Here is a 23,503-nt window from a genome sequence, read left to right on the forward strand (position 1 = left end):
TTAGCAGGGGTAGCGGTCAGCCAGCATCTGGTAGGCGCCGGCGAAGTCCGGGGCCACATAGGGCTTGAGCAGCGCCAGCACCTGACGCACGCCGCGATAACCGGACAGCTCGGTGATCGGCGCCTTGGGGCGCGAGGTTTGCTCGAAAGCGAACCAGAACTTCACCACCAGCCAGATATTGGTCCCCACCGGGCCGATGTCTTCCTTCTCCATTCGCAGCAGCCCCAGCCGGATGAACTCCTCGAAGTGTCGTGCCAGCAGCTCCTGCAGATCCGTGTTGACGAACTGGTGGTACTCCGTCTGCAGCTGCGGGTTGCGCGCCAGCAGGCCCGGCAGGTCGTAGAACATGAAGCGGAACTGCCACATGGCCTGGAAGGCTGTATCCAGATAGTTGACCAGATCGTCGACCGTCATGGTGCGGTTGTTCGGCGCGGCCAGTCGCTGGTTAATGAAGTCGCGATACTGCACGAAGATCTGGTAGACGATTTCTTCCTTGTTGCGGAAGTGGTAATACAGATTGCCCGGGCTGATGCCCAGGTGGGCCGCGATGTGGTTGGTGGTGATGCTGCGCTCGCCCTGCTCGTTGAACAGCTTCAGGCTTTCCTGAATGATGCGGTCGTAGGTTTTGATGCGGGTTCGGCTCATGGCGTTCAGGCTTGTCTGATTTTGGTTATTGTCGCACGTTTGGAGCCCTTGCTCTAGATGGAAGCCGCCTGTTTTTGACGGCTTCCATCCTGACAGGCCGTCAGTCGTTCAGTTTGACGGCATGTTCGCGGGTTTCGTGGAAAACGATGTCCGGCCAGCGCTCCTGGGTCAGGTTGAGGTTGACCCGGCTGGTGGCCAGGAAGGCCAGATTGCCGCCGGCGTCGATCGACATCTGGTTGACCAGTGCCGATTCGAATTCTTCCAGCTTCTTGCGGTCCGGACAGCTGACCCAGCGGGCACTCCAGATGCTGGTCGACTCGAATACCGCATCCACGCTGTATTCGGCCGCCAGGCGTGCCGCCACCACGTCAAACTGCAGCACCCCCACGGCGCCGAGGATCAGGTCGCCGCCGTTGTGCGGCTTGAAGACCTGGACCGCCCCTTCCTCGCCCAGCTGCTGCAGGCCCTTGTGCAATTGCTTGAGCTTGAGCGGGTTCTTGATGCGGACGGTGCGGAACAGCTCCGGGGCAAAGAACGGGATGCCGGTATATTGCAGCGCCTCGCCTTCGGAGAAGCTGTCGCCGATCTGGATGTTGCCATGGTTGGGGATGCCGATAATGTCGCCGGCAAAGGCCTCTTCCACAGTTTCACGCGCATGGGCCATGAAGGTGACCACGCTGGAGGCGGCGATGTCACGATTCAGGCGCAGGTGCTTGATCTTCATGCCGCGCTCGAAGCGGCCGGAGCAGACGCGCAGGAAGGCAATGCGGTCGCGGTGCTTCGGGTCCATATTGGCCTGGATCTTGAACACGAAGCCCGAGAAGGGCTGTTCGTCCGGCTGCACGCTGCGCACGGTGGCGTCGCGTTCGCTCGGGGCGGGGGCCCAGTCGATCAGGGCGTTCAGAATCTCGCGTACGCCGAAGTTGTTGATGGCCGAGCCGAAGAACACTGGCGTCAGGCTGCCGTCCAGGAATGCCTGCAGGTCGAATTCGTTCGAGGCGCCCTTGACCAGCTCGATCTCCATGCGCAGCTGTTCCATTTCCAGCGGGAACAGTTCATCCAGACGCGGATTGTCGATGCCCTTGATGATTTCCACTTCGGTCAGCAGCTTCTCGCTGCCGGCTTCGAACAGGATGATTTCGTCGGACAGCAGGCTGTACACCCCGCGGAAGGTCTTGCCCATGCCGATTGGCCAGGTCACCGGCGCACAGCGGATTTTCAGGATGTTCTCGACTTCGTCGAGCAGCTCCAGCGAGTCGCGCACTTCACGGTCGTACTTGTTCATGAAGGTGACGATCGGCGTATTGCGCAGGCGGCAGACGTTCAGCAGCTTGATGGTCTGTTCTTCCACGCCCTTGGCGGCGTCGATCACCATCAGGGCCGAGTCGACAGCGGTCAGCACCCGATAGGTGTCTTCCGAGAAGTCCTGGTGACCGGGGGTGTCGAGCAGGTTGACGGTATGCTCGCGGTACTCGAACTGCATGACCGACGAGGCGACGGAAATGCCGCGCTGCTTTTCGATCTCCATCCAGTCGGAAGTGGCGAACTTGCCGGTTTTCTTGCCCTTGACCGTGCCGGCCTGCTGAATGGCACCTGAGAACAGCAGTAATTTTTCCGTCAGGGTCGTCTTGCCGGCGTCAGGGTGGGAGATGATGGCGAAGGTGCGGCGGCGCGCCACTTGTTCGGCGAGCTGGGTCAATTCTGTGGACATGTCGTCGGCGGATGCAGCGTAAAAGGCGGAATTTTACTCTATTTGCGCGGTGTAATGAATAGTTAAGCCCGCCCTGTGCAAGTTATTTCTTGCGCAGAGCAGGGCCAGGTGCCGTAGGCTGTCCCGGTTTAGCCTGTTTGTTCGTCTGACAGCCAGATCAGGCTGGCCATGCGGCCGGTGCGGCCATCGCGGCGATAGGAGAAAAACCGTCCGCGTTCGATCACGGTGCAATGATCACCGCCGTAGATGGCTTGCACGCCGCATCGCTGCAGGCGTTGTCGTGCCAGATGGTAGATGTCGGCCAAAAACTTGTCGTCATCGATCTGATGAAAGGCCTCGGCGGCCTGCGGGTCAGCCGCCATGAAGGCGCGGCGGACTTCGCCGCCCACCTCGAAGGCATCCGGGCCGATAGCTGGTCCGAGCCAGGCCAGCAGGGAGGCGGGCTCGCATTGCATCCCGGCAACGGTGGCTTCGAGAATGCCGTTGCACAGCCCGCGCCAGCCGGCATGAGCGGCGGCAACCACACGGCCGCGCTGGTCGCACAACAAGACCGGCAGGCAGTCCGCGGTCATCACGCAGCACACGGTGTTGGCGCTATGGGCCACGCTGGCATCCCCTTCCTCCGGGGCGCCCAGCTGCTCTGCCTGGCGGACCAGGGTGCTGTGCGTCTGGACCAGCCAGGCCGGCTCGGCCGGCAGCTGTTGGCGCAGCAGTGCGCGATTGGCCTGTACATTTTCCGGCGCGTCGCCGACGTGATCGCCCAGGTTGAGGCTGTCAAACGGCGCCGGGCTGACACCTCCCCGGCGGGTGGTGATCAGCGTGCGCACCCGGGCAGGTGCCGGCCAGTCGGCCTGCAGCCACTCAGTCACGGACATACAGCACCTCGACACCGTCTTCGTCGTCGTCATCCCACTCGTCATCTTCCAGCTCGTCGTCGCTGCCGGCATGGAAGGTGCCGGGACGCTCGGCGCGCAGGGTGGCCAGCAGGTGGCGCATGTCGTCCGGAATGCGTGCCGTCCAGCTCATTTCTTCGCCGGTCGCCGGGTGGATCAGCGACAGCTTGCAGGCGTGCAATGCCTGGCGGCCCAGCGCCTTGACCGCCAGTGCCACCTCTTCCGGCATGCTGTGGCGCGGGTTGCCATACAGCGGGTCGCCGGCCAGCGGGTGGCGTGCTTCGCGCATGTGGACGCGAATCTGGTGGGTGCGGCCGGTTTCCAGCTTGCACTCGATGTAGCTGTGGCTGGGGTAGCGCTCCAGGACACGGATATGGGTGACTGCCGGTTTGCCGCCGAATTTCACCACCGCCATGCGCTGGCGGTTGTGCGGGTCGCGGCCGATGGGGGCGTCGATCTTGCCGTCGCACGGCACCTGGCCGTCGGCAATGGCGCGATAGAGGCGGGTGACGGTTCTGGCCTGCAACTGGCGCACCAGCTCGGTCTGGGCCGGAATGGTGCGGGCGACGACCATCAGGCCGCTGGTTTCCTTGTCGAGGCGGTGCACGATGCCGGCGCGCGGCACGCGCGACAGGGCAGGATCGTGATGCAGCAGCCCGTTAAGCAGGGTGCCCGACCAGTTGCCGGCGGCCGGATGAACGACCATGCCGACCGGTTTGTTGATGACGATGATGTGCTCGTCCTGGTAAACAATCGGCAGATCCATGGCTTCGGGCTTGAAGGACAGGTCTTCTGCCGAAGGGCGGATTTCCACCCGGATCTGTTCTCCTCCTTGCACGCGCGTGCGCGGCGTGGCAGTCTTGCCGTCCAGCAGGACATCGCCGTCCTTGATCCACTGGGACAGACGGCTGCGGGAATAATCAGACAGCAGTTTTGCCAGGGCGGCATCAAGACGTTCGCCGGCCATGGCCTGGGGTACAACGAATTCTTGCGAGGTGGATACCTCGTTTTCCGAGTTATCGCTATAATCCTCGGAATCAAAATAAGGATCGGTCATGAAAAGATACGTTGCAGCTATGTTGGTTGTGCTGGGATTGTCCGCGTGTGCGACGCCAGATACCTATGACGAAACGCGTGGCTGGACTGTGGACAAGCTGTATACGGAGGCCCGTTCCGAGCTGGATTCCGGTAATTATACCCGTGCAGAGAAATTATACGAAACTTTGCAGGCGCGTTATCCGTATGGCCGATATGCGCAACAGGCACAAATCGACATTGCATACACTTATTACCGCGATCATGAGGCGGAATTGGCGCTGGCCGCTTGCGATCGCTTCATCAAGTTGCATCCTTCGCACCCGAATGTCGATTACGTTTATTACCTCAAGGGCCTGATCTACCTGAATAACGACGATGGCTGGTTCGCCAAGTGGGGCGGTCAGGACATGAGCGAGCGTGACCCGAAAGCCTCGGCCAATGCCTTTGCTGCTTTCAATGAAGTGGTGACCCGTTTCCCGAATGGCAAATATGCCGCCGACTCGCTGAAGAAAATGAACCAGCTGGTGGATGCGCTGGGCGGGTATCAAATGCACGTGGCGCGCTACTACATGAAGCGCGGTGCCTATGTGGCAGCCGTCAACCGGGCTCAGAGCGTCGTCAGCGAATACGGTAATACCCGCTATGTGGAAGAGGCGCTGGCCATTATGGTCGAGGGCTATGGCCGGCTGGGCATGACCACGCTGCAGGGTGATGCCAGGCGTGTTCTGGCGCTTAATTATCCCAAGAGTCAGTATTTGAGCCAGCCATGGCATGAGCAGCAAATGGCCTGGTGGAAGTTCTGGAACTGACACGGCAGGTAAAAAAACAACGCACACCCTCGGGTGTGCGTTGTTTTTTGTCTATTAGCAAAAATTGATGTTGTTGCCATGGCTGGCCGGCGGGCGCATGCTTTCGCGCCAGAGGGCCTTAAATGGCGCTTTCGTTGGTTTCGCCGGTGCGAATGCGCACCACCTGCTCGACCGGGGTGACGAAAATCTTGCCATCGCCGATTTTGCCGGTGCGTGCCGTGGCGACAATGCTGTCGATGGCGCGGTCGACCAGATCATCCGGCAGAACCACTTCGATTTTTACCTTGGGCAGAAAATCCACGGCATATTCTGCGCCCCGGTAAAGCTCGGTATGGCCTTTTTGGCGGCCAAATCCCTTGACTTCGCTGACCGTCAGTCCGTTGACGCCCAGATCGGACAGTGCCTCACGCACCTCGTCCAGTTTGAATGGCTTGATGATGGCTTCAATTTTTTTCATGTGAAGGGACTCCAGGGCGAAATTTATAGAAATGCGGAGTGAATGTTTTAGTCTCGGACAGTGAATGGCAGATTGCTTAAACTGACCGCATATTTACTGGTATTATGACGCGCTTTCCTGAAACTTGTCGCGGGTGCTGAATGGCTCACATTATCAAGCTGCGGGGTGGAGTCGCCCTGTCACAGTTCCGTCTGGAAAAACTCATCGCCGCAGCGCAGGCTGCCGGTCTGCCTGAAATCAATCTTTCCGCCGAGTATTGGCATCTTGTCGAGAGCGATGTGCCACTCGACGCCACAGGCCAGGAATTGCTTGCCCGAGTCCTGACCTATGGCGAGCCTGCTCCGGCGGCGGAACCGGCCGGTGAGCTGTTTCTGGTGGTGCCACGTCTCGGCACGCTGTCGCCCTGGGCCTCCAAGGCCACGGACATCGTCCATCACTGCGGTCTGACCGGCCTGCGCCGCGTCGAGCGCGCCACCGCCTATCGGGCCGCGGCCGACCGTGCACTGACCGAGGACGAGCGCAGCCAGCTGGCCGCGCTGCTGCACGATCGCATGACCGAAACCGTTCTGGCCGATTTCGACGCCGTCGAGCGTCTGTTCCTGCATGTGCCGCCACAGCCGCTGACCAGTGTCGACATCCTGTCGGGCGGCCGTTCTGCGCTGGCGCAGGCCAATCTGACGCTGGGTCTGGCTCTGTCGGCCGACGAAATCGATTATCTGGTGGAAAACTTCCAGCGCCTGCAGCGCAATCCGACCGATGTGGAACTGATGATGTTTGCTCAGGCCAATTCGGAGCATTGCCGCCACAAGATTTTCAATGCCAGCTTCGTGATTGATGGCGAAGCGCGCGACAAATCGCTGTTCCGCATGATTCGCGACACCCATGAGGCGCACCCGCAAGGTACCCTGGTGGCTTACAGCGACAATGCCTCGGTCATCGAAGGCGCCACCGTGGGCCGTTTCTACCCGAATGCATCGGATGCCGGCTATGCCTATCACGAGGAGCCGACCCACATCCTGATGAAGGTGGAAACCCACAACCACCCGACAGCGATTTCCCCCTTTGCCGGTGCCGCCACCGGTTCGGGCGGGGAGATCCGTGACGAAGGTGCGACCGGACGCGGCTCGCGTCCCAAGGCCGGCCTGTGTGGTTTCTCGGTCTCCAATCTGAATATCCCGGGCTTTGTGCAGCCCTGGGAACACTATCTGAAGGACCAGCCGCAATACGGGCGTCCTTCGCGCATCGCCTCGGCGCTCGACATCATGATCGAAGGCCCGATCGGCGCGGCCGCCTTCAACAACGAATTCGGCCGGCCAAACCTGACCGGTTACTTCCGTACCTTCGAAGAGATGTACCACGGCGAAATGCGCGGCTATCACAAGCCGATCATGATTGCCGGCGGTCTGGGCAATATTCAGGGGCGCCAGATCCGCAAGGATCGCATCCCGGAAGGCGCTTTGCTGATCCAGCTGGGCGGTCCTGGCCTGCTCATTGGCCTGGGGGGCGGTGCGGCCTCCAGCATGGATACCGGGGCCAATCACGAAGACCTGGATTTCGATTCGGTGCAGCGTGGCAACCCGGAAATTCAGCGTCGCTGCCAGGAAGTGATTGACCGCTGCTGGCAGCTGGGCGAAGCCAATCCGATCGTGTCGATTCACGATGTCGGGGCGGGTGGCCTGTCAAACGCCTTCCCGGAACTGGTCAATGATGCCGGGCGTGGCGCCATTTTCAATCTGCGCGAGATTCAGCTCGAAGATGCTGGCATGACGCCGATGCAGATCTGGTCCAATGAGTCGCAGGAGCGCTATGTGCTGGCGATCCTGCCGCAGGATCTCGAGCGTTTCCGTGCCATGGCCGAGCGCGAACGCTGCCCGTTCGCCGTGGTGGGGACGGCGACCGACGACGGTCGTCTGCAGGTGCGCGATGATCATTTCAACAATCTCCCGGTCGACATGCCGATGGAGGTGTTGCTGGGCAAGCCGCCGCGCATGACGCGTGACGTCAGCAGCCGCGAGTTCGCCTTCGAAGTGTTCGATGCCGCGCAATATGACCTGCGCGAAACCGCCTACCGCGTGCTGCGCCACCCGACGGTGGCCGACAAGTCCTTCCTCATCACGATCGGTGACCGCACCGTCGGCGGTCTGACCGCGCGCGACCAGATGGTCGGACGCTGGCAGGTACCGGTAGCCGACGTTGCCGTGACCGCCATGGGCTTCAACAGCTATCTGGGCGAAGCCATGGCCATGGGCGAGCGTGCGCCGTCGGCCCTGTTCAATGCGCCGGCTTCCGGTCGTCTGGCCGTGGGCGAAGCACTCACCAATATTGCCGCGGCTTATGTCGGCAGTCTGTCCAACGTCAAGCTGTCGGCCAACTGGATGGCGGCTGCCGGTCACCCGGGTGAAGATGCCAACCTTTACCAGACGGTGGAGGGCGTATCGAGTCTGGCCTGCGACATGGGGCTGTCGATTCCGGTTGGCAAGGACTCCCTGTCGATGAAGACCGTCTGGCAGGAGGGCGAGACGCAAAAATCGGTGACAGCACCGCTGTCGCTGGTCGTGTCGGCCTTCGCGCCGGTTCAGGATGTGCGCAAGACGGTCACGCCTGACCTGAAGGACGAGAAAGACACCGACCTGATCCTGATCGACCTCGGTTATGGCCGCTGCCGTCTTGGCGGCTCGATCTACGGCCAGGTCTGGAAGCACCTGCGTGGCCGTTCGCCGGATGTGGAGAGCCCGCAGCAACTGCAGTCGTTCTTTGACACGCTGCAAAGCCTGATTCGCGACGACATGTTGCTGGCCTATCACGACCGCTCGGATGGCGGCCTGTTCGCCACGCTGTCGGAAATGATGTTTGCCGGCCATGTCGGCCTGTCGATCGATTTGCAGGAGCTGGTGATCGAGCGCCGCAAGACCCAGCGCTATATTGATGACTTCGTGCAGCCGACGCCGGAAGCCGCCACCCGTGGCCGCGTCATGCGCGTGCTGTTCAATGAAGAGCTGGGCGCTGTGCTGCAGGTCAAGAAGGTGCATACCGCCGAAGTCATTTCGCGCTTCATGCAGGCGGGTATCGGTCGCGAGTTGTTTGTCCTTGGGCGCATCAACAACAAGGATCGCCTGATCATCAAGCATCGTGGTCAGGAACTGTTCAACGAGAGCCGCACCGATTTGCAGCGCGCCTGGTCGGAGACCAGCTACCGTCTGCAACGCCTGCGAGACAATCCGGCCTGCGCCGACAGCGAACACTTGCTGTTGTCCAACAGCAAGTCGCGCGGCCTGTTTGCCAACCTGTCCTTCGATGTTCAGCAAGATCCGGCGGCGCCGTACATCCAGAGCGGCCATCGTCCGCGCGTGGCAATCCTGCGCGAGCAGGGCGTCAATGGCCAGGTGGAAATGGCGGCTGCCTTTGACCGCGCCGGGTTTGCGGCCGTGGATGTGCACATGAGTGACATCCTCTCCGGGCGCCTCTCGCTGGCTGACTTCCATGGTCTGGCGGCGTGTGGCGGCTTCAGCTACGGAGACGTGCTGGGTGCCGGTGAAGGCTGGGCCAAGAGCATTCTGTTCAATGCCCGGGCGCGAGAGCAGTTCCAGGCCTTCTTCGCCCGTCAGGATGTGTTCGCGCTGGGGGTGTGCAACGGTTGCCAGATGATGTCGCACCTCTCCGGCATGATCCCGGGTGCCGAACATTGGCCGGTGTTCCGTCGCAATGCTTCCGAGCAGTTCGAGGCGCGTTTTGCCATGGTCGAAGTTGCTGATTCGCCGTCGATCTTCCTTGGCGACATGGTGGGCAGTCAGTTGCCGGTCGTGGTGAGTCACGGTGAAGGCCGGGCGGTATTTGCCGCCGGGGCGCAGGGCAAGGCGCATGTCGCTCTGCGTTACATCGATCTCGATGGCCGCGCGACGGAAACCTACCCGCTCAACCCGAATGGCTCGCCGGCCGGTATTACCGGTCTGACCACCGAAGACGGACGCTTTACCATCATGATGCCGCACCCGGAGCGCGTGTTCCGTACCGTGCAGAACAGCTGGCACCCGGCGGACTGGGGCGAAAACGGTGCCTGGTACCGCATGTTTGCCTCTGCCCGCAAGTGGGTGGGCTGATCCGGCTGCCGCGGCAGGTGTAAAAAAAGGCCAGCGATGTTCGCTGGCCTTTTTCGTGTGTGACGATGTCGTTCAGTCGAGATTCTTCGGACCGAAGGCGCCGGGCAGCAGCTGATCCAGCGTGGTGCTGATCACATCCTTGCCATTGCAGATCAGGCGGACCTGCATGGTCGGTCCGAACTCGTTGAGTACCTGACGACATCCGCCGCACGGTGGTGTAGGCACATCGGTCGGGGTATAGACGCAGACTGCGATCACTTCTCGCATATTGGTCTGGGCGCGGGCAGCGAACACCGCTGTGCGTTCGGCGCAGTTGGTCAGCCCGAAAGAGGCATTTTCAACATTGCAGCCGGTGAACATGTGGCCGTCAGCCGTCAGGATGGCGGCACCGACGGCAAAGTGGCTGTAAGGCACATAGGCATTGGCGGCAACCTGGCGCGCGGCTGATTCCAGTTCCGACCAGTTAATTTGGCTGTTGGACATAAGGTCTCTCGTCTGCACTTGAGTGGGGAGAGGATAATCTCTCTTCATATCAAAACTGTCAATCATGATGATGATTGCAATGCTCATAACTGCCGCATTGCCAGCATCCGAGTTGTATGTAATTGAATATTTAAAATGTTTATTGCGTGTGGCAAAAATAATTATTCTCTGTTAGGCTTAAGCCCGTTGTTGGACGAAGCGCCAAAGCGTGCAGGCGCGGGGCTTCGAAGATTACATTGGAATATTCCATATCAATCATGGGCACATCAGGCATGGAGAAAAGCGCGGGGTCGATGCTCGAAGCGCTTGGCCGGATCGTCGGGCTGTCTGCCGAACATGTGGCCGTATTGACGGCCTACAGTCATGCGCTGTTTGCCCGGCGGGACGCGCTGGCCAAACAGCTGTTCTGGTATTTGCTCAAACATACGCAAGGGGCGCGGCCGGACGTGGTCCTTGCGCGCCAGGTCGATACACTGATCCAGGCCCTGGAGCGCATGCTGACCGGCTGCAGCGATCCGGATCAGTCCGCCAGCGTGATGGCTCAGGCCGTGAAGCAGGGGGTGCCCCTGGCGGCCCTGGGCGGGCTGGCGGAGTGCCTGACCGAACATCTGGCCAATGAGGCTGCCGCGCTGACCGAGCCATCACTGATTCGCGAGGCGCTGGAAGAAGCGTTGCGCAAACGCATGGCGCTGGACCTCATGGCGCAGTTGCAGATGGTGAGTGGCCGCGATGCCAACGCCTCTGCCGCACGTCTGTATGCCACCCTGAGCAGCGTCAGCCTGGCATTGATCAATGCCCAGAGTCGTGAACAACTATTCGAAGACATTTGCCGCCTGTGCGTCGAGCACGGCGGCTTTGCGCATGCCTGGATCGGGCAGGTCGAATTGACCGAACGGCACATTGTCCCGGTTGCCATGGCCGGCAGCGGCGCCGAATCCTTCATCCCGGCGATTCGCATCGACTTGTCCTGCCAGTCGCCATCGGCACGTGCCATCACCAGCGGTGAAGTGCAGTGTGTGGATGAGGTCTCGCGTGAAGAGAGTCTGAAGCCCTGGCGCGAAGCCATTCTCGCCAGCGGCGTGCGCAGCATGCTGTCCATCCCGCTGCATCTCTACGGTCAGCCCGTGGGGACCCTGGTGCTGTACGCAAGGCAAAGTCACTATTTTGATCAGGATACGGTCGGCCTGGTGCGCGCCATGGCGGGGGAAATCAGCCACGCACTGGAACGACTCGATGCCATGGCCCGCAGTCAGCAGGCCGAGCACGATCTGGCCTACCTGATTCAGCACGATCCGCTCACCGGTCTGCCCAACCGGCAACTGATGCTGGAACGCATCGGGCAGATGATTCAGCACGGCGTGCCCGACAAACAGATTGGTGTGGTGACGCTGGCCATTGACGGCTTCCACGAACTGAATGCCCGCATGGGGCACGCCTCGGGCGACATGGTGCTGCGCGAAGTGGCCCTGCGCATGAGTCAGCGTGCCTTGCCGCACGGTCTGGTCGGCCGGGTCGGGGCGGCGCGATTCGTGGCCGTCAGCGACATCAGTCAGCCGCTGGACCAGCTGGTGGCTGATTTGCAGGAGGCCATGCGCGCGCCGATCCAGTGTCAGGGCGAACAGGTCAGCCTGCGCTGCAGTATCGGCGTGGTACAGGAATATATTGCTTCGGCCGAAGCCTCGGCGCTGATGCGCTGCTCGGATCTCGCACTGATCCGTGCGCGTGAAGCGGGCGGCGGGCGTTGCCGCTTCTACGATGAGGGCATGGATGTCGAGATCCGCCGCATGCATGCCCTGCGCGGTGATTTTGCCCGTGCGCTGGCCGAAGATGAGCTCGAGCTGTTCTATCAGCCCAAGATCAATCTGGTCGACCACTCGGTCAGTGGTGTTGAGGCGCTGGTGCGCTGGCGCCGGCCGGAAGGCTATATGTCGCCCGGCGAGTTTTTCCCGGCCATTGAGCATACCGACCTGATGCGCGAGCTGGACTGGTGGGTGATGAGCGAGGCTTTGCGCCACTCCAGCGTCTGGATGGCCCAGGGCAAGCTGATCCCGGTCAGTGTCAACCTGTCTGCCATGACGCTGCGTCACGAAAGCTTCCTGCCGCGCATCCAGGCGCTGATCATGCGTCATCCGATTCCGGATGGACATCTCGAGCTGGAAGTGCTGGAAACGGTCTCGCAGAAAGAGGCTGAAGAAATCATCCACAAGCTGGAAAGCTGCCGCGATTACGGTATTTCCATTGCCCTGGATGACTTCGGTACCGGGGCGTCCTCGCTGGTGCATCTGCAGCAGCTGCCCTTCGATACCATCAAGATCGATCAGCGCTTCGTGCGCAAGCTGCTCAAGGCCCCGGGCAATGAGGCCATTATTCGCAGCATGATCTCCTTTGCCCACTATACCGGCCGCAAACTGGTGGTAGAGGGCGTAGAGAGTCAGCCGATCTGGGATCGGTTGCTGGAGATCGGCTGCACCTCGGGACAGGGCTTTGCCATATCGGCCCCCGTGTCGGCCAGTGGCCTGATGGCGTGGATTGCCGAGCGCGAAGCCGGTGAGTCACTCAAATCGGCCTGAAACTGACCGAAAAAAATGCCCACCAGACAGGTGGGCATTTTTATTTGTCATGTCGGGTCATTGCAGGCCGGCGACCAGGTCCTCTCTGGTGAGCAGAAAGACGAAACCGTCGCCGCCGCTGGTTTCCAGCCAGACAAACGGCAGCTGCGGGAAAGCCGCTTCCAGGGCTTCACGGTTGTGGCCGATTTCGACCAGCAGCACGCCACGCTCATTGAGAAACTCCGGTGCGCGACGCAGGATTTCCCGGGTGGCATCCAGGCCATCCTGGCCCGAGCCCAGGGCCAGCTCCGGCTCGTGCAGATACTCGTCGGGCAGGGCATCGACCGATTCGGCATCCACATAGGGCGGATTGGAAACGATCAGGTCGTAACGGTCGGCCAGGCCCTCGAACAGGTCGGTATGAATCAGGTTGATCTGTTCACCCAGCCCGTACTGTTCGACGTTGATGGCGGCCACTTCCAGCGCGTCCAGCGAGATGTCCACGGCATCGATTTCGGCATCCGGATAATGATGTGCCATCTGGATCGCCAGGCAGCCGGAACCGGTACACAGATCAAGGGCGCGGTGCACCAGTTCCGGGTACTCGATCCAGGGGGCCAGGGGCTCGCCCAGCAGCTCGTAGACAAACGAGCGTGGCACGATCACCCGCTCATCGACATAGAAACTGAACTCACCCTGCCAGGCTTCGTGCGTCAGATAGGCCGTCGGAACACGCTCTTCGACTCGTCGCTCGATCAGCTCTACCACATCACGGATTTCATCCGGCAGCAGTCGTGCATCCAGGTAGGGGTCAAGCTGGTCCAGCGGCAGGTTCAGACTGGCCAGCACCAGATAGGCGGCTTCGTCGAAGGCGTTGGTCGTGCCGTGGCCATAAGCCAGCTCTGCCTGGTTGAAACGGGTGACGGCAAAGCGCAACAGATCGCGGACGGTGTGCAGCGTCTCTGCCGCCTGACGGTAAGGCGTGTTGTTATCCATGTTCATCCTCAGAACGGCAGCTTGGCGCTGGTGGCTTTGCCCAGTTCACGGCGGAAGTCCGCCATGATGCGCTCCAGTGCCGGCTGATTGTCGGCCTCGAAACGCAGCACGATCACCGGCGTGGTATTGGAGGCGCGCATCAGGCCGAAACCGTCGGCATACTCAACCCGCAGACCGTCCATGGTGATGACTTCTTCCGCGCCATCGAAGCGGGCGCTGGTCTGCAGCGCCTCGATCAGGCTGTGGTTTTCGCCTTCCTTGGTTTTCAGGTTCAGTTCGGGAGTCGAAACAGCGTTGGGCAGGGCGTTGAGCAGCTCGCTCGGATCTTCGACCCGCGCCAGGATTTCCAGCAGGCGGGCACCGGTATACATACCGTCGTCAAAGCCGTACCAGCGCTCCTTGAAGAACACATGGCCACTCATCTCGCCGGCCAGCAGGGCTCCGGTTTCCTTGATCTTGGCCTTGATGAAGCTGTGGCCGGTACGGCACATCACCGGCGTGCCCTTGTTTTCCTTGATCCAGGGCTTGAGCAGGCGCGTCGACTTGACGTCATAGATCACCTTGGCCTTGGGGTTGCGTTCCAGTACGTCGGCGGCATACAGCATCAACTGGCGATCCGGCCAGATGATGTTGCCGTCCTTGGTCACCACGCCGAGACGATCGCCGTCGCCGTCGAAAGCCAGACCGATTTCCGCGTCCGTCTTTTCCAGGGCTTCGATCACGTCCTTCAGATTCTCCGGTTTGGCCGGATCGGGGTGGTGGTTGGGGAAAGTGCCATCAACATCGCAGAACAGCTCGCGTACCCGGCAGCCCAGGCGGCGGAACAGGATGGGGGCAAAGGCACCGGCCACCCCGTTACCGCAATCGACGACCACGCTGATCGGGCGGTCCAGCTTGATGTCGCCAGTAATGCGGTCGAAGTAGGCTTCGCTGATATCGGCGCTGGAGAGTTGCCCTTCGCCGCTGTCGAGATTGCCGTCGACGATACGCTGGTACAGCGCCTGGATGTCTTCGCCCGACAGGGTGTCACCGGCCAGGACCATTTTCAGGCCGTTGTACTCCGGCGGGTTGTGGCTGCCGGTCACCATGACGCCGGACTGCGTGCCGAGATGGTGGGTGGCGAAATACAGCATCGGCGTGGCGACGCGACCGATATCGATGACATCGATCCCCGCCGCGCGCAGACCGTCAGCCAGCGCCTCGGACAGTGCCGGGCCGGACAGGCGGCCATCGCGGCCGATGACGACCTGGCTGACCTTGCGGGCGCGCGCTTCCGAGCCAATGGCCTGGCCGATCAGGCGGGTGGTTTCCACGGTCAGCGTCTTGTCGACGATGCCTCGAATATCGTAAGCCTTGAAGATGTCTTTGGAGAGTTTGTTCATGATTGTCGGGTAATTTCAATCAGGTAAATGGCATCGGCCGACCTCGTGGCCGGCCGACAGAATGTGTTTAGCCGGCCAGAGACTGGCTCGTGGTAATCAGCTCGTGCAGTTTCTGCTGCGCTCCGCCGCTGCGGACAGCTTCACGGGCGCGTTCGATGCCGTCTGCCAGGCTGTCGGCCACGCCGGCGGTGTAAATCGCCGCGCCGGCATTGATCAGCACAATGTCCAGCGCTGCCGATGCCTGTCCCGCCAGGACCTTTTCGATCATGGCGGCCGAGGCTTCGGCAGAGTCGGCGCGCAGGGCGCTCAGTTCACTGCGGGCAAAACCATAATCGCGCGGATCGAGAATCGATTCATGGATGGCGCCGTCTTTCAGTTCGGCCATCCAGGTGTTGTCGCTCAGGGTGATTTCATCCAGCCCGTCCATGCCGTGCACGATCAGCACGTGGCGGCTGCCCAGTTCCTTCAGTACCCGCGCCTGGATGCCGACCAGGTCGTGATGGAAGACCCCCATGACCTGGTTGTCGGCGCCGGCCGGATTGGTCAGCGGCCCCAGAATGTTGAAGACCGTGCGCACGCCCAGCTCACGCCGGATCGGGGCCACATGGCGCATGGCGCTGTGATGGTTGGGGGCAAACATGAAGCCGATGCCAATGCGGTCGATGCATTCGCCGACCGCTGCCGCATTCAGGTTGATGTTGACGCCGAGGATCTCCAGGACATCGGCACTGCCGGATTTGGAGGAGACCGAGCGTCCGCCATGCTTGGCCACGCGCGCGCCGGCGGCAGCGGCCACAAAGGCGGCCGCCGTGGAAATGTTGAAGCTGTGTGTCTTGTCGCCACCCGTGCCGCAGGTGTCCACCAGATGTTCGCGCCGGCTGACCGGCACGCGTTCGGAAAATTCGCGCATCACCGTGGCGGCCGCGGCAATCTCCAGCACGCTTTCCACCTTGACACGCAGCCCGATCAGGATGGCGGCCGTCAGCGCCGGCGAGATCTCGCCACGCATGATCTGGCGCATCAGATCCAGCATTTCGTCGTAAAACAATTCGTTCTGGTCAATTAACCGGTTCAATGCTTCTTGCGGTGTGATCATGCCTGTGCCTCACGCGCACGGGGCCAGCCGGCGTGCGCTTGCAGAAAATTGTTCAGCATGGCGTGGCCATGCTCGGTCAGAATCGATTCCGGATGGAACTGCACGCCCTCGATGGGCAGGGTCTTGTGCCGTACGCCCATGATCTCGCCATCATCCGTCCAGGCGGTGATTTCCAGGCAGTCGGGCAGGGTGGCGCGTTCGATCACCAGCGAGTGATAACGCGTGCAGCTTACCGGCGAGGGCAGATCGGCAAATACCCCCTGGCCATGGTGCCGGACCGGAGAGACCTTGCCGTGCATCAGCGTCTGTGCATGGATGATGCGGCCGCCAAAGGCCTGCCCGATGCTCTGGTGGCCCAGGCACACGCCCAGAATCGGCAGCTTGCCCGCAAAATGACGGATGGCCTCGAGCGAGATGCCTGCTTCGTTCGGTGTGCACGGTCCGGGCGAGATAATCAGATAGTCCGGCTGCATGGCCTCGATCTGCGCCACACTGATTTCGTCATTGCGATGGACGCGCACGTCCTGACCCAGTTCGCCCAGGTATTGCACCAGGTTGAAGGTAAAGGAGTCGTAATTGTCGATCATCAGGAGCATGGTGCGGTGGCTGGCCTTTGCTGGATAGAGAGGCGGGTAGAACCCTTTGCAGACAAACGACATTGTCTTTGCATTTGCCCCTGGCGGCAACTTTTTCGGCACGCATGGATGCCGTGTTCGGGCCGGATGAAGAGGTTGTGGAGCAAAGACGGAGGTTTGCGCAGTTTTCTGTCAGCAGACAGTCGCGCGTGGCGCGGCTGGTTCTGTCAGCAATCATACCACAGGATGCCTGAGAGGGCGGCTGTCGGGCGCCGCGAAGTCTCGGCGACCCAGGGCGCTCCGTTCGGTTACTGGCTGGGGGTGGTGTTCAGCCGCAGGGAAAAATCCTTGCGGATTTGCTCCAGCTGACCGCTGGCCTTCAAGGCTGCAGCAGCGGCGCGCAGCCTGGCAATGACGGCCGGATCGGTGTTGGGGCTGGCGGCCAGATACATCGGTTCGTGCCGCGACGCCGGCAGCGGGGTAACGGCTTCAAATTTGCTGCGCAGCTTCCAGTCAAGACTCAGTTCCCAGGCCAGTGAATCCGGGGATTCCACCAGGTAGGGTACCGTGCCGCTTTCCACCAGGCGGATACAGTCTGCGTAGCTGTTGGTGCTGATATAACTGCGCCCCTCGACAAACCCTTCGCGGCGCAGATCATCTTCGGCAATGTCGTCATTCACGACGCAGACCATGCCCTGATGGCGGATCTGGGCCAGCGTGCGGATCGATCCCGGCACCGTGCCGCGCAAACGGTAGATCCAGCGTTCATGCGTCGCCAGCGGGGTGATCCAGATAAAGGATTTCTCCCGCTCCCGGCTGCGATCCAGCCCGTAGATCAGGGTGTTCGGTCTGGTGCGCGACAGGGTCAGGCTGCGAGCCCATGGGTACAACATGAATTGTCCGCGCAAGCCGGCCTTCTCAAGAATGGCCCGGGTCATGCGTGTACCCATCCCGTCAATATTGCCCTGGCCGCTCATGAAGCTGTAGGGCGGCTGCTGCTCGGTCAGGACCAGCAGCACTTCCGGCGCAAGCTGCTCCGCCCAGGCGGGGTGGCCCAGGCGGGTCAGCAGCCATGCCAGCAGCAGCCAGCCGCCAAGCCGTTTAGTTGAGTACGGGAGGGGTATAGCCATAGCGTCGCAGTACCTCGCCTGCCGTCGGGCCGGTCAGATAATGAAATAAACGTTTGGCAGCCGGATCCGACTCGGCGCCGCGCAACAAGACCATGGTCAGAATGATGGGCGGATGACTGGCAGCGGGCATGATGACCCAGCGTCCGCGTCCCCGATTGGCCGGCGACATGACTTCCGCCAGCGAAACAAAGCCGGCATCAGCCACTTTCTGGTTCACCAGCAGGGCGGTTTGCGCCACGTTGGCACCGTTGATCTGCCGCTTCTTCAGGCCGTCGCGCAGATGATAGTAATCCAGGATCTGCAACACCATCTGACCGTAGGCGGTGAATTGCGGGCTGGGTACGGCGATGCTGCCGCTGGTGGTCTGCAGCCAGCGCTGCCAGTTGGCCGGGGTGAAATCCGGGCGCATGGACCAAAGGACAATCGTGCCGGTGGCATAGGGCTGCGGCGGGCCAATGGTCAGACCGTCAGCGTGCAAAATCTGCGGAAAAGTATCGTCCGAAGACAGAAACAGGCGGTAAGGATGGCCATTGATGATTTGCGCCGTCAGCTTGCCGGCCTGATCGTAGACCGCTTCGACCGGGGTGCCGGTGATCCGGGTGAAGTCGCTCGCGATCTCGCGAAAGGCTGGCGCAATATTGCTGGCCACGGCCACCTTCAGTGGCTGCGCGGCCAGTGATCCGGCCAGCAAACACATCAGGAAAAAGCCGCCGAGTCGCTTCATGGCCATGACTTACCAGAGAAAAGGGTTATTGATATAAAGCTAGCGTAATCCATGCGACCTGGCTAGCGCTCCCTTGTCCTCACGGGTATCCATTCGGGCTCAGCCCGGCAGCGCTTCCGGCCACAGGCTCAAGGCACCGGCCGACAGCACTACCCCGTCACCCACGGCCAGCTTGCCGGCTTCTTCGGCGCTGACCAGGACCACCACGATTTCCTGCCCCACCTGCACGCTGATGCGCCACAGTACATCTGCCGGCCGGATGGCCAACACCGTCCCGTGCAGCTGACAGCGGCTGCGATCATCGCTGTGGGGCAGAAACAGTGCCGCCGGGGTGCCATGAGCCAGCAATCGTCCCTGTGACAGGTGGAGGACATGATCGGCCAGACTGAACACCTCGGCCAGGTCGTGGCTGACCAGGACCATGGTGAAGCCCAGCTGCTGCTGCATGTCACGCAACATCTGGCGCAGCTCCAGTCGCAGTGTCTGATCCAGTGCCGAAAGTGGTTCGTCGAGCAACAGCAGTCGCGGGCGGCAGGCCAGCGCCCGCGCCAGTGCCACCCGTTGCCGCTGCCCGCCCGACAGGGCCTGCGGCCGCTGTCCGGCCAGGCTGCCCAGACCTGTCCAGTCCAGCAGCGAGTCCACCAGCGCCTGATCCTGGCGCCGGGCGCCAAATGTCAGGTTGTCGCGCACGCTCAGGTGCGGGAACAGGGCAAAATCCTGGAAAACCATGCCGATGCCGCGCCGCTGTACCGGCAGATGCTGACGCTGATCGAACCAGATTTCTTCGCCATGATGGAGGTAACTGTCAGCCAGCGGCGTTTCCAGCCCGGCCAGTAGACGCAGCAAGGTGGTCTTGCCCGCGCCGGATGGCCCGAAAATCGCCGTGGTCTTGCCCAGCGGACAATGCCCTTCGACATGCAGCGAAAAACGCTTGTCCGGGCTGTGATGATGCAGGTCGAAGCGCATCAGACCGTCCCTCCCGTTCGCTCGGCATGCCGGCGCAGCAGATTGACGCACAACACCACACAGAACGCGAAGCCGCACAGGATGGCGGCATACAGATGGGCCGCCGGGTAGTTCATCTGTTCGACCTGCTGGTACACCGCAATCGAGGCTACCTGGGTCACGCCCGGAATGTTGCCGCCGATCATCAGCACCAGGCCAAACTCCCCCACGGTGTGGGCGAAGCTCATGACGGCGCCGACAGTCAGCGCCGCACGCACGCAGGGCAACTCCACGCAGAGAAAGGTGTTGAGCCGGGAACGACCCAGTGTCCAGGCTGCTTCGCGCAGGCTGGCGGGCTGCGCCGCCAGTGCTGCGGCAACCGGCTGCACCATGAAGGGCAGGCTGAACAGCACCGAGCCGAGCACCAGGCCGGGAAAGGAAAACACCAGCTGCAGGCCAAATTGCTCGCGCAGCCAGCCGCCGAAGTGACCGGTCGGGGACAGGATCAGCAAGAGATAAAAGCCCAGGACGGAGGGGGGCAGCACCAGCGGCATCGAGATCAGCGTCTCGATCAGCGCCTTGCGGCGCGAGCGCCGGTGCGCCAGCCAGCCAGCCAGCGGCACCCCGGTCAACAGCAGGATCAGTGTGGTGAGCGTGGCCAGTCTGGCAGACAGCCAGAGAGGGGCGAGATCGGGTATCACGTTTCGACTTCCAGGGCCAGTTGCATGTCGTTGGCCTTGATCAGCGCGAGCACTGCCATGCCGGGGGCCAGCGCCAGACGCTCGGCCGCGCTGCGGGTCACCACCGCCTGCAGCGATTGGCCGGCGAAATCCAGCAGGATGCTGCTCATCAACTGACCATGACTGACGGCGCGCACATCACAGGGCAAGCGGTTGCGGATGCTCAACTGGCCCGACAGGTCGCGGGCCAGTGCTACATCGATTTCACGAAACGCCAGGGTGACCGGCTGACCCGGCTGCCAACGGGCTGCCGTGCTGTCGCCCAGTACCAGGGCGGCGCAATGCTGTGAGCCAGTCATGGCCTCCAGCAGCAAAATGCCATCCGACTGATGCAGGGCGGTGACCGTGGCGTTCAGACGGTTCATGGCAGACGGTAGCCGTAACGTTGCAGGATGGCGCGCGCCGCCGGGCTTTGCAGATAGTCGAACAGCTTGCGGGCATCCGGATTGGCCGCCGCCGGCTTGAGCAGCACCATGTCCTGAATGATCGGGTCATGGCTTTGTGCCGGCAGCTCTACCCAGCGTCCCTGACCCTGCATCTGGGCAGAAACGACCTGTGACTTGGCGACAAAGCCGGCCTGAGCGGCGCCACTGGAGACAAACTGCGCGGTCTGACCAATGCTGTCGCCAGTGACCAGACGCGGCTGCACGGCCTCGCTCAGGTGGTAGTAATTCAGTGCGTGGACGGCTTCCGTGCCATAAGGTGCTGTCTGCGGGTTGGCAATCGCCACCTTGCCGCCGGCGCTCTTGAGCCATTGCTGCCAGTGTTCGGCGTCAAACTGTTTGTCCAGCGACCACAGCACCAGGGTGCCGATGGCATAGGTTTTCGGTGCGTTCAGCGTGAAGCCGGCACCCTGCAGTTTTTGCGGAAAGGTATTGTCGGCGGACAGGAACAGCTCGAAGGGGGCGCCGGCCATGACCTGGGTGGCGAATTTGCCCGAGGAAGAGTAGGACGGCTGAACCGCCACACCGGTGTCGCGGGTAAAGGCGGTGGCGATATCGCTGAAGGCGTACTGCATGTTGGCAGCAACCGCCACCTTGACCGGCGCCGCCTGGGCGGCCAGCGGCAACAGGGCGATCAGCGTGCAGAGCAGGGTTTTTTTCATGGCGTATTTCCTTGAGGTCAGGCCAGCGTGGCCAGAATGATGTCGCCCGGGCTGATCAGGGCCGAGGCTTCTTGTCCGGTTTGAAGGGCCAGCTCGGCCAGCGTGCCGCTGTCGAGCATGGCGTGCAGCTCGACGCCCTGGGGGAGGGTCAGCGTCACTTCGCTGTTGACCGTGCCGGGCAGGATCTGGCTGACGCGGCCATCCAGCCGGTTGGGCAGGGCAATGCCGGCCGCATGCTGCGGCCGGGTCAGCAGCAGGGCGCCGGCCTTGAACAGCAGCAGCACCTCGCTGCCGGGATCAAGCGGCAGGTGCCGGCTGCTTTCCCGGGTAATGCTGACCTGCAGCTCATGGCGGTTGGGCAGGGTGACATGGACCAGATCATTGACCGCTCCGACATCCACCCGGGCTACGTGGCCAATCAATTGGTTGCGGGCCGAGGTCTGCAGACCGAGTCGTGCCAGCAGGGTGCCCTGGTGCTGGCCCTCGAGCGCGGCACCGAGGGTTTCGGCCATGCGTGTCAGCAAGTCGCCGGCCGCCAGCAACGCCTGACCGCGCGCCGTGAGGCGCGTGCCGCCGCCACCGCTGCCGCCACTGTTGCGGATCAGCAGCGGTTCGCTGCTGGCGTTGTTCATGCTCTCCAGGATTTGCCAGGCGCCCTTGTAGCTCAGACCGACCTGCCGGGCGGCAGCGCTGATCGAGCCGCAGGCCGCCAGGGCACGCAGCAGAGACAGGCGCATGGCCTGGTGACGATCAAAAACGGGCAGGGCAGAAGCAGACATGGCGTATCGTTATGTAGCAATGTACATAACGATACGCCGTCTGTATCCGGAATGCCAGCCTCATGCCTGGCGCGGGCGCAGGTTGCCGTAAAACAGAGGAAGCGGTCTGCCGATGCACTGCAGGCAGCACAGACTCAGCAGTGCCAGCAGGAAGGCCGCACCGAAGACGGTCCGATAGCCCATCGTTTGTGCCAGCACGCTGGTCAGGCCGCCGGCCACGATCCAGCCGCAGCGCATGGCATTGCTGTACAGCGTGGTGGCGCTGCCGGCGCGGCCGGGCATCATGTCCTGGAAATAGGGCATGCCGATGCCGGCGGTGATGCCGACGAACAAGGCGTTGAGCAATTGCAGTGCCAGCAATTGCCACAAATGCTGCGCCAGCAACAATGTCGGGTAGAACAGCAGTCCGGCCAGCAGCGCCGTCTGCACCAGGCGACGTTTGCCGACGCGGCGCGACCACAGTCCGGCCAGCAGCATGACGGGAATCTCCAGCCCGGCGGCACAGCCCATCAGCCAGCCGGCCCAGCGTGCCGGCTGGTGCAGGTCGTGAGCCAGATACAGGGGCATGTTGATCAGATACAGGCAGTTGCTGGTGCCCAGCAGGGCAAAGGTCAGGCTGAGTAGCAGGATGTCGCGCTGTGGTGCCCGACGCGGGGCCGTGACGGCTTCGCGCCGGGCAGGGTGAGCGCGCGGCGCTTTCTGCAGCCTGGGCAGGGCATGCCAGGTCAGTGTCCCGCACAGAATGAATACCAGTGCCGCGCAACCATACATCACCCTGAAACCGAACCCCAGGGCGAGCATGAAGGCCAGCGGTGGTCCCGCCACCCAGGCCAGCGAGATCTGCGCGCGCAGCAGCGCATTGAACAGGGCGGCCTCGCGGCCGGACTGGTCGGCATACTCGCGCGCCAGGGCAAAGATCTGCGAGTTGGCGGCTGAACCCATACTGAGCAGCATGGAGCCGGCAATCAGCAAGACCAAGTAGCTGCGCACCAGGGCATACATCAGACAGCCGCCGGCACCGATCAGGCAGCACTTGAGAATCAGGCTGTTGCGTTGGCTGATGCGGTCGGAATAAGCCGCCAGTCCCTGGCTGACGGCAATGCCGATCAGGGCGCTGAAGACATAGAACAGGCCGACCATGGCGGCGTCGGCATGCAGGGTGCCGGAGAGAAACAGACTCAGGGTCGGCGTTTGCAGTGCGCTGGCAATCCCGGTCAGGAAGGTCGCACAGATAAAAGCTGTCGCCGTCGCATCCGGGCGCGGCGGCAGCATTCGTCGCAAGTCAGGCATGAAAAGCTCAATACAATGGTATCAGTAACCATGACATCGTATTGAGCTGACAGGCGGAT

21 protein-coding genes are annotated in these 23,503 nt (G+C 62.0%); 3 read left to right on the forward strand and 18 right to left on the reverse strand.

The annotated features are described in order from the left end of the window. The 4 genes from JNO51_RS07395 to rluD form a co-directional block, all read right to left on the reverse strand. Positions 1-645, reverse strand: coding sequence for a TetR/AcrR family transcriptional regulator (locus JNO51_RS07395; RefSeq protein ID WP_215782369.1), 645 nt, complete (start codon positions 643-645; stop codon positions 1-3). Between the two features lie 100 nt (positions 646-745). Continuing rightward, positions 746-2,356 (reverse strand): peptide chain release factor 3, encoded by a 1,611-nt coding sequence (locus JNO51_RS07400; RefSeq protein WP_215782370.1) that lies wholly within the window; start codon positions 2,354-2,356, stop codon positions 746-748. Between the two features lie 128 nt (positions 2,357-2,484). After that, positions 2,485-3,231, reverse strand: coding sequence for a peptidoglycan editing factor PgeF (gene pgeF / locus JNO51_RS07405; protein WP_215782371.1), 747 nt, complete (start codon positions 3,229-3,231; stop codon positions 2,485-2,487). Next, positions 3,218-4,306, reverse strand: a complete 1,089-nt coding sequence (rluD, locus tag JNO51_RS07410; RefSeq protein ID WP_215782372.1) for a 23S rRNA pseudouridine(1911/1915/1917) synthase RluD — start codon at positions 4,304-4,306, stop codon at positions 3,218-3,220. The genes pgeF and rluD overlap by 14 nt, the downstream gene beginning before the upstream one ends. Here rluD and JNO51_RS07415 point away from each other — a divergent pair. Continuing rightward, a complete protein-coding gene (locus JNO51_RS07415) occupies positions 4,305-5,096 on the forward strand; it encodes an outer membrane protein assembly factor BamD (RefSeq protein ID WP_215782373.1) in 792 nt (263 codons plus the stop codon). The two genes, rluD and JNO51_RS07415, sit on opposite strands and share 2 nt — an antisense overlap. Before the next feature lie 118 nt (positions 5,097-5,214). Here JNO51_RS07415 and JNO51_RS07420 read toward each other — a convergent pair whose 3' ends face one another. Beyond that, entirely contained in the window at positions 5,215-5,553 is a 339-nt protein-coding gene (locus JNO51_RS07420) for a P-II family nitrogen regulator (RefSeq protein ID WP_215782374.1), read from the reverse strand. Between the two features lie 140 nt (positions 5,554-5,693). Between JNO51_RS07420 and purL the strand changes: the two genes are divergently transcribed. Continuing rightward, positions 5,694-9,650: a phosphoribosylformylglycinamidine synthase gene (purL, locus tag JNO51_RS07425; protein WP_215782375.1), complete on the forward strand. Its 3,957-nt coding sequence runs from the start codon at positions 5,694-5,696 to the stop codon at positions 9,648-9,650. Positions 9,651-9,722: 72 nt separating this feature from the next. Here purL and JNO51_RS07430 read toward each other — a convergent pair whose 3' ends face one another. After that, positions 9,723-10,133 carry a cytidine deaminase gene (locus JNO51_RS07430; RefSeq protein ID WP_215782376.1) on the reverse strand — a complete coding sequence of 137 codons (411 nt, stop codon included), beginning with the start codon at positions 10,131-10,133 and terminating at the stop codon, positions 9,723-9,725. Between the two features lie 272 nt (positions 10,134-10,405). Between JNO51_RS07430 and JNO51_RS07435 the strand changes: the two genes are divergently transcribed. Then, positions 10,406-12,703 (forward strand): bifunctional diguanylate cyclase/phosphodiesterase, encoded by a 2,298-nt coding sequence (locus JNO51_RS07435; RefSeq protein WP_215782377.1) that lies wholly within the window; start codon positions 10,406-10,408, stop codon positions 12,701-12,703. Between the two features lie 57 nt (positions 12,704-12,760). Here the strand turns inward: JNO51_RS07435 and prmB are convergent, their stop codons facing one another. The 12 genes from prmB to JNO51_RS07495 all read right to left on the reverse strand — a co-directional run bounded on the left by prmB (position 12,761) and on the right by JNO51_RS07495 (position 23,444). Continuing rightward, positions 12,761-13,678 carry a 50S ribosomal protein L3 N(5)-glutamine methyltransferase gene (prmB, locus tag JNO51_RS07440; protein WP_371822928.1) on the reverse strand — a complete coding sequence of 306 codons (918 nt, stop codon included), beginning with the start codon at positions 13,676-13,678 and terminating at the stop codon, positions 12,761-12,763. Positions 13,679-13,686: 8 nt separating this feature from the next. Then, on the reverse strand, positions 13,687-15,060 hold the full coding sequence (locus tag JNO51_RS07445; protein ID WP_215782379.1) for a phosphomannomutase/phosphoglucomutase: 1,374 nt from the start codon (positions 15,058-15,060) through the stop codon (positions 13,687-13,689). A 67-nt stretch (positions 15,061-15,127) separates the two neighbouring features. Then, positions 15,128-16,156 carry an anthranilate phosphoribosyltransferase gene (gene trpD, locus JNO51_RS07450; protein WP_215782380.1) on the reverse strand — a complete coding sequence of 343 codons (1,029 nt, stop codon included), beginning with the start codon at positions 16,154-16,156 and terminating at the stop codon, positions 15,128-15,130. Next, positions 16,153-16,752, reverse strand: a complete 600-nt coding sequence (pabA, locus tag JNO51_RS07455; RefSeq protein ID WP_215782381.1) for an aminodeoxychorismate/anthranilate synthase component II — start codon at positions 16,750-16,752, stop codon at positions 16,153-16,155. Before pabA ends, trpD begins: the two co-directional genes overlap by 4 nt. Positions 16,753-17,039: 287 nt before the next feature. Further along, entirely contained in the window at positions 17,040-17,861 is an 822-nt protein-coding gene (locus JNO51_RS07460) for an ABC transporter substrate-binding protein (protein ID WP_215782382.1), read from the reverse strand. Beyond that, positions 17,833-18,585, reverse strand: a complete 753-nt coding sequence (gene modA / locus JNO51_RS07465) for a molybdate ABC transporter substrate-binding protein (protein ID WP_215782383.1) — start codon at positions 18,583-18,585, stop codon at positions 17,833-17,835. The genes JNO51_RS07460 and modA (JNO51_RS07465) overlap by 29 nt, the downstream gene beginning before the upstream one ends. 99 nt (positions 18,586-18,684) lie before the next feature. Continuing rightward, positions 18,685-19,551: an ABC transporter ATP-binding protein gene (locus JNO51_RS07470; protein WP_215782384.1), complete on the reverse strand. Its 867-nt coding sequence runs from the start codon at positions 19,549-19,551 to the stop codon at positions 18,685-18,687. Continuing rightward, the gene (gene modB / locus JNO51_RS07475) at positions 19,551-20,231 is read right to left on the reverse strand and encodes a molybdate ABC transporter permease subunit (RefSeq protein WP_215782385.1); all 681 of its coding nucleotides are present in this window, start codon (positions 20,229-20,231) and stop codon (positions 19,551-19,553) included. The genes JNO51_RS07470 and modB overlap by 1 nt, the downstream gene beginning before the upstream one ends. Continuing rightward, on the reverse strand, positions 20,228-20,635 hold the full coding sequence (locus JNO51_RS07480; RefSeq protein WP_215782386.1) for a molybdopterin-binding protein: 408 nt from the start codon (positions 20,633-20,635) through the stop codon (positions 20,228-20,230). Before JNO51_RS07480 ends, modB begins: the two co-directional genes overlap by 4 nt. Next, positions 20,632-21,375: a molybdate ABC transporter substrate-binding protein gene (modA, locus tag JNO51_RS07485; RefSeq protein ID WP_215782387.1), complete on the reverse strand. Its 744-nt coding sequence runs from the start codon at positions 21,373-21,375 to the stop codon at positions 20,632-20,634. The genes JNO51_RS07480 and modA (JNO51_RS07485) overlap by 4 nt, the downstream gene beginning before the upstream one ends. A 17-nt stretch (positions 21,376-21,392) precedes the next feature. After that, a complete protein-coding gene (locus tag JNO51_RS07490; RefSeq protein WP_215782388.1) occupies positions 21,393-22,154 on the reverse strand; it encodes a TOBE domain-containing protein in 762 nt (253 codons plus the stop codon). 60 nt (positions 22,155-22,214) lie between these two features. Beyond that, complete coding sequence (locus JNO51_RS07495; RefSeq protein ID WP_215782389.1) at positions 22,215-23,444, reverse strand: MFS transporter; 1,230 nt, start codon at positions 23,442-23,444, stop codon at positions 22,215-22,217. Positions 23,445-23,503 lie beyond the last annotated feature (59 nt).

This window comes from Paludibacterium sp. B53371 (genome assembly GCF_018802765.1).
In the GTDB taxonomy this organism is placed as follows: Bacteria; Pseudomonadota; Gammaproteobacteria; order Burkholderiales; family Chromobacteriaceae; genus Paludibacterium.

Excerpts from the sequence above, each read along its gene's own strand:
- JNO51_RS07395 (WP_215782369.1), bottom strand. The coding sequence starts at position 645 with ATGAGCCGAACCCGCATCAAAACCTACGACCGCATCATTCAGGAAAGC.
- JNO51_RS07400 (WP_215782370.1), bottom strand. The coding sequence starts at position 2,356 with ATGTCCACAGAATTGACCCAGCTCGCCGAACAAGTGGCGCGCCGCCGC.
- pgeF (WP_215782371.1), bottom strand. The coding sequence starts at position 3,231 with ATGTCCGTGACTGAGTGGCTGCAGGCCGACTGGCCGGCACCTGCCCGG.
- JNO51_RS07415 (WP_215782373.1), top strand. The coding sequence starts at position 4,305 with ATGAAAAGATACGTTGCAGCTATGTTGGTTGTGCTGGGATTGTCCGCG.
- rluD (WP_215782372.1), bottom strand. The coding sequence starts at position 4,306 with ATGACCGATCCTTATTTTGATTCCGAGGATTATAGCGATAACTCGGAA.
- JNO51_RS07420 (WP_215782374.1), bottom strand. The coding sequence starts at position 5,553 with ATGAAAAAAATTGAAGCCATCATCAAGCCATTCAAACTGGACGAGGTG.
- purL (WP_215782375.1), top strand. The coding sequence starts at position 5,694 with ATGGCTCACATTATCAAGCTGCGGGGTGGAGTCGCCCTGTCACAGTTC.
- JNO51_RS07430 (WP_215782376.1), bottom strand. The coding sequence starts at position 10,133 with ATGTCCAACAGCCAAATTAACTGGTCGGAACTGGAATCAGCCGCGCGC.
- JNO51_RS07435 (WP_215782377.1), top strand. The coding sequence starts at position 10,406 with ATGGAGAAAAGCGCGGGGTCGATGCTCGAAGCGCTTGGCCGGATCGTC.
- prmB (WP_371822928.1), bottom strand. The coding sequence starts at position 13,678 with ATGGATAACAACACGCCTTACCGTCAGGCGGCAGAGACGCTGCACACC.
- JNO51_RS07445 (WP_215782379.1), bottom strand. The coding sequence starts at position 15,060 with ATGAACAAACTCTCCAAAGACATCTTCAAGGCTTACGATATTCGAGGC.
- trpD (WP_215782380.1), bottom strand. The coding sequence starts at position 16,156 with ATGATCACACCGCAAGAAGCATTGAACCGGTTAATTGACCAGAACGAA.
- pabA (WP_215782381.1), bottom strand. The coding sequence starts at position 16,752 with ATGCTCCTGATGATCGACAATTACGACTCCTTTACCTTCAACCTGGTG.
- JNO51_RS07460 (WP_215782382.1), bottom strand. The coding sequence starts at position 17,861 with ATGGCTATACCCCTCCCGTACTCAACTAAACGGCTTGGCGGCTGGCTG.
- modA (WP_215782383.1), bottom strand. The coding sequence starts at position 18,585 with ATGAAGCGACTCGGCGGCTTTTTCCTGATGTGTTTGCTGGCCGGATCA.
- JNO51_RS07470 (WP_215782384.1), bottom strand. The coding sequence starts at position 19,551 with ATGCGCTTCGACCTGCATCATCACAGCCCGGACAAGCGTTTTTCGCTG.
- JNO51_RS07480 (WP_215782386.1), bottom strand. The coding sequence starts at position 20,635 with ATGAACCGTCTGAACGCCACGGTCACCGCCCTGCATCAGTCGGATGGC.
- modA (WP_215782387.1), bottom strand. The coding sequence starts at position 21,375 with ATGAAAAAAACCCTGCTCTGCACGCTGATCGCCCTGTTGCCGCTGGCC.
- JNO51_RS07490 (WP_215782388.1), bottom strand. The coding sequence starts at position 22,154 with ATGTCTGCTTCTGCCCTGCCCGTTTTTGATCGTCACCAGGCCATGCGC.
- JNO51_RS07495 (WP_215782389.1), bottom strand. The coding sequence starts at position 23,444 with ATGCCTGACTTGCGACGAATGCTGCCGCCGCGCCCGGATGCGACGGCG.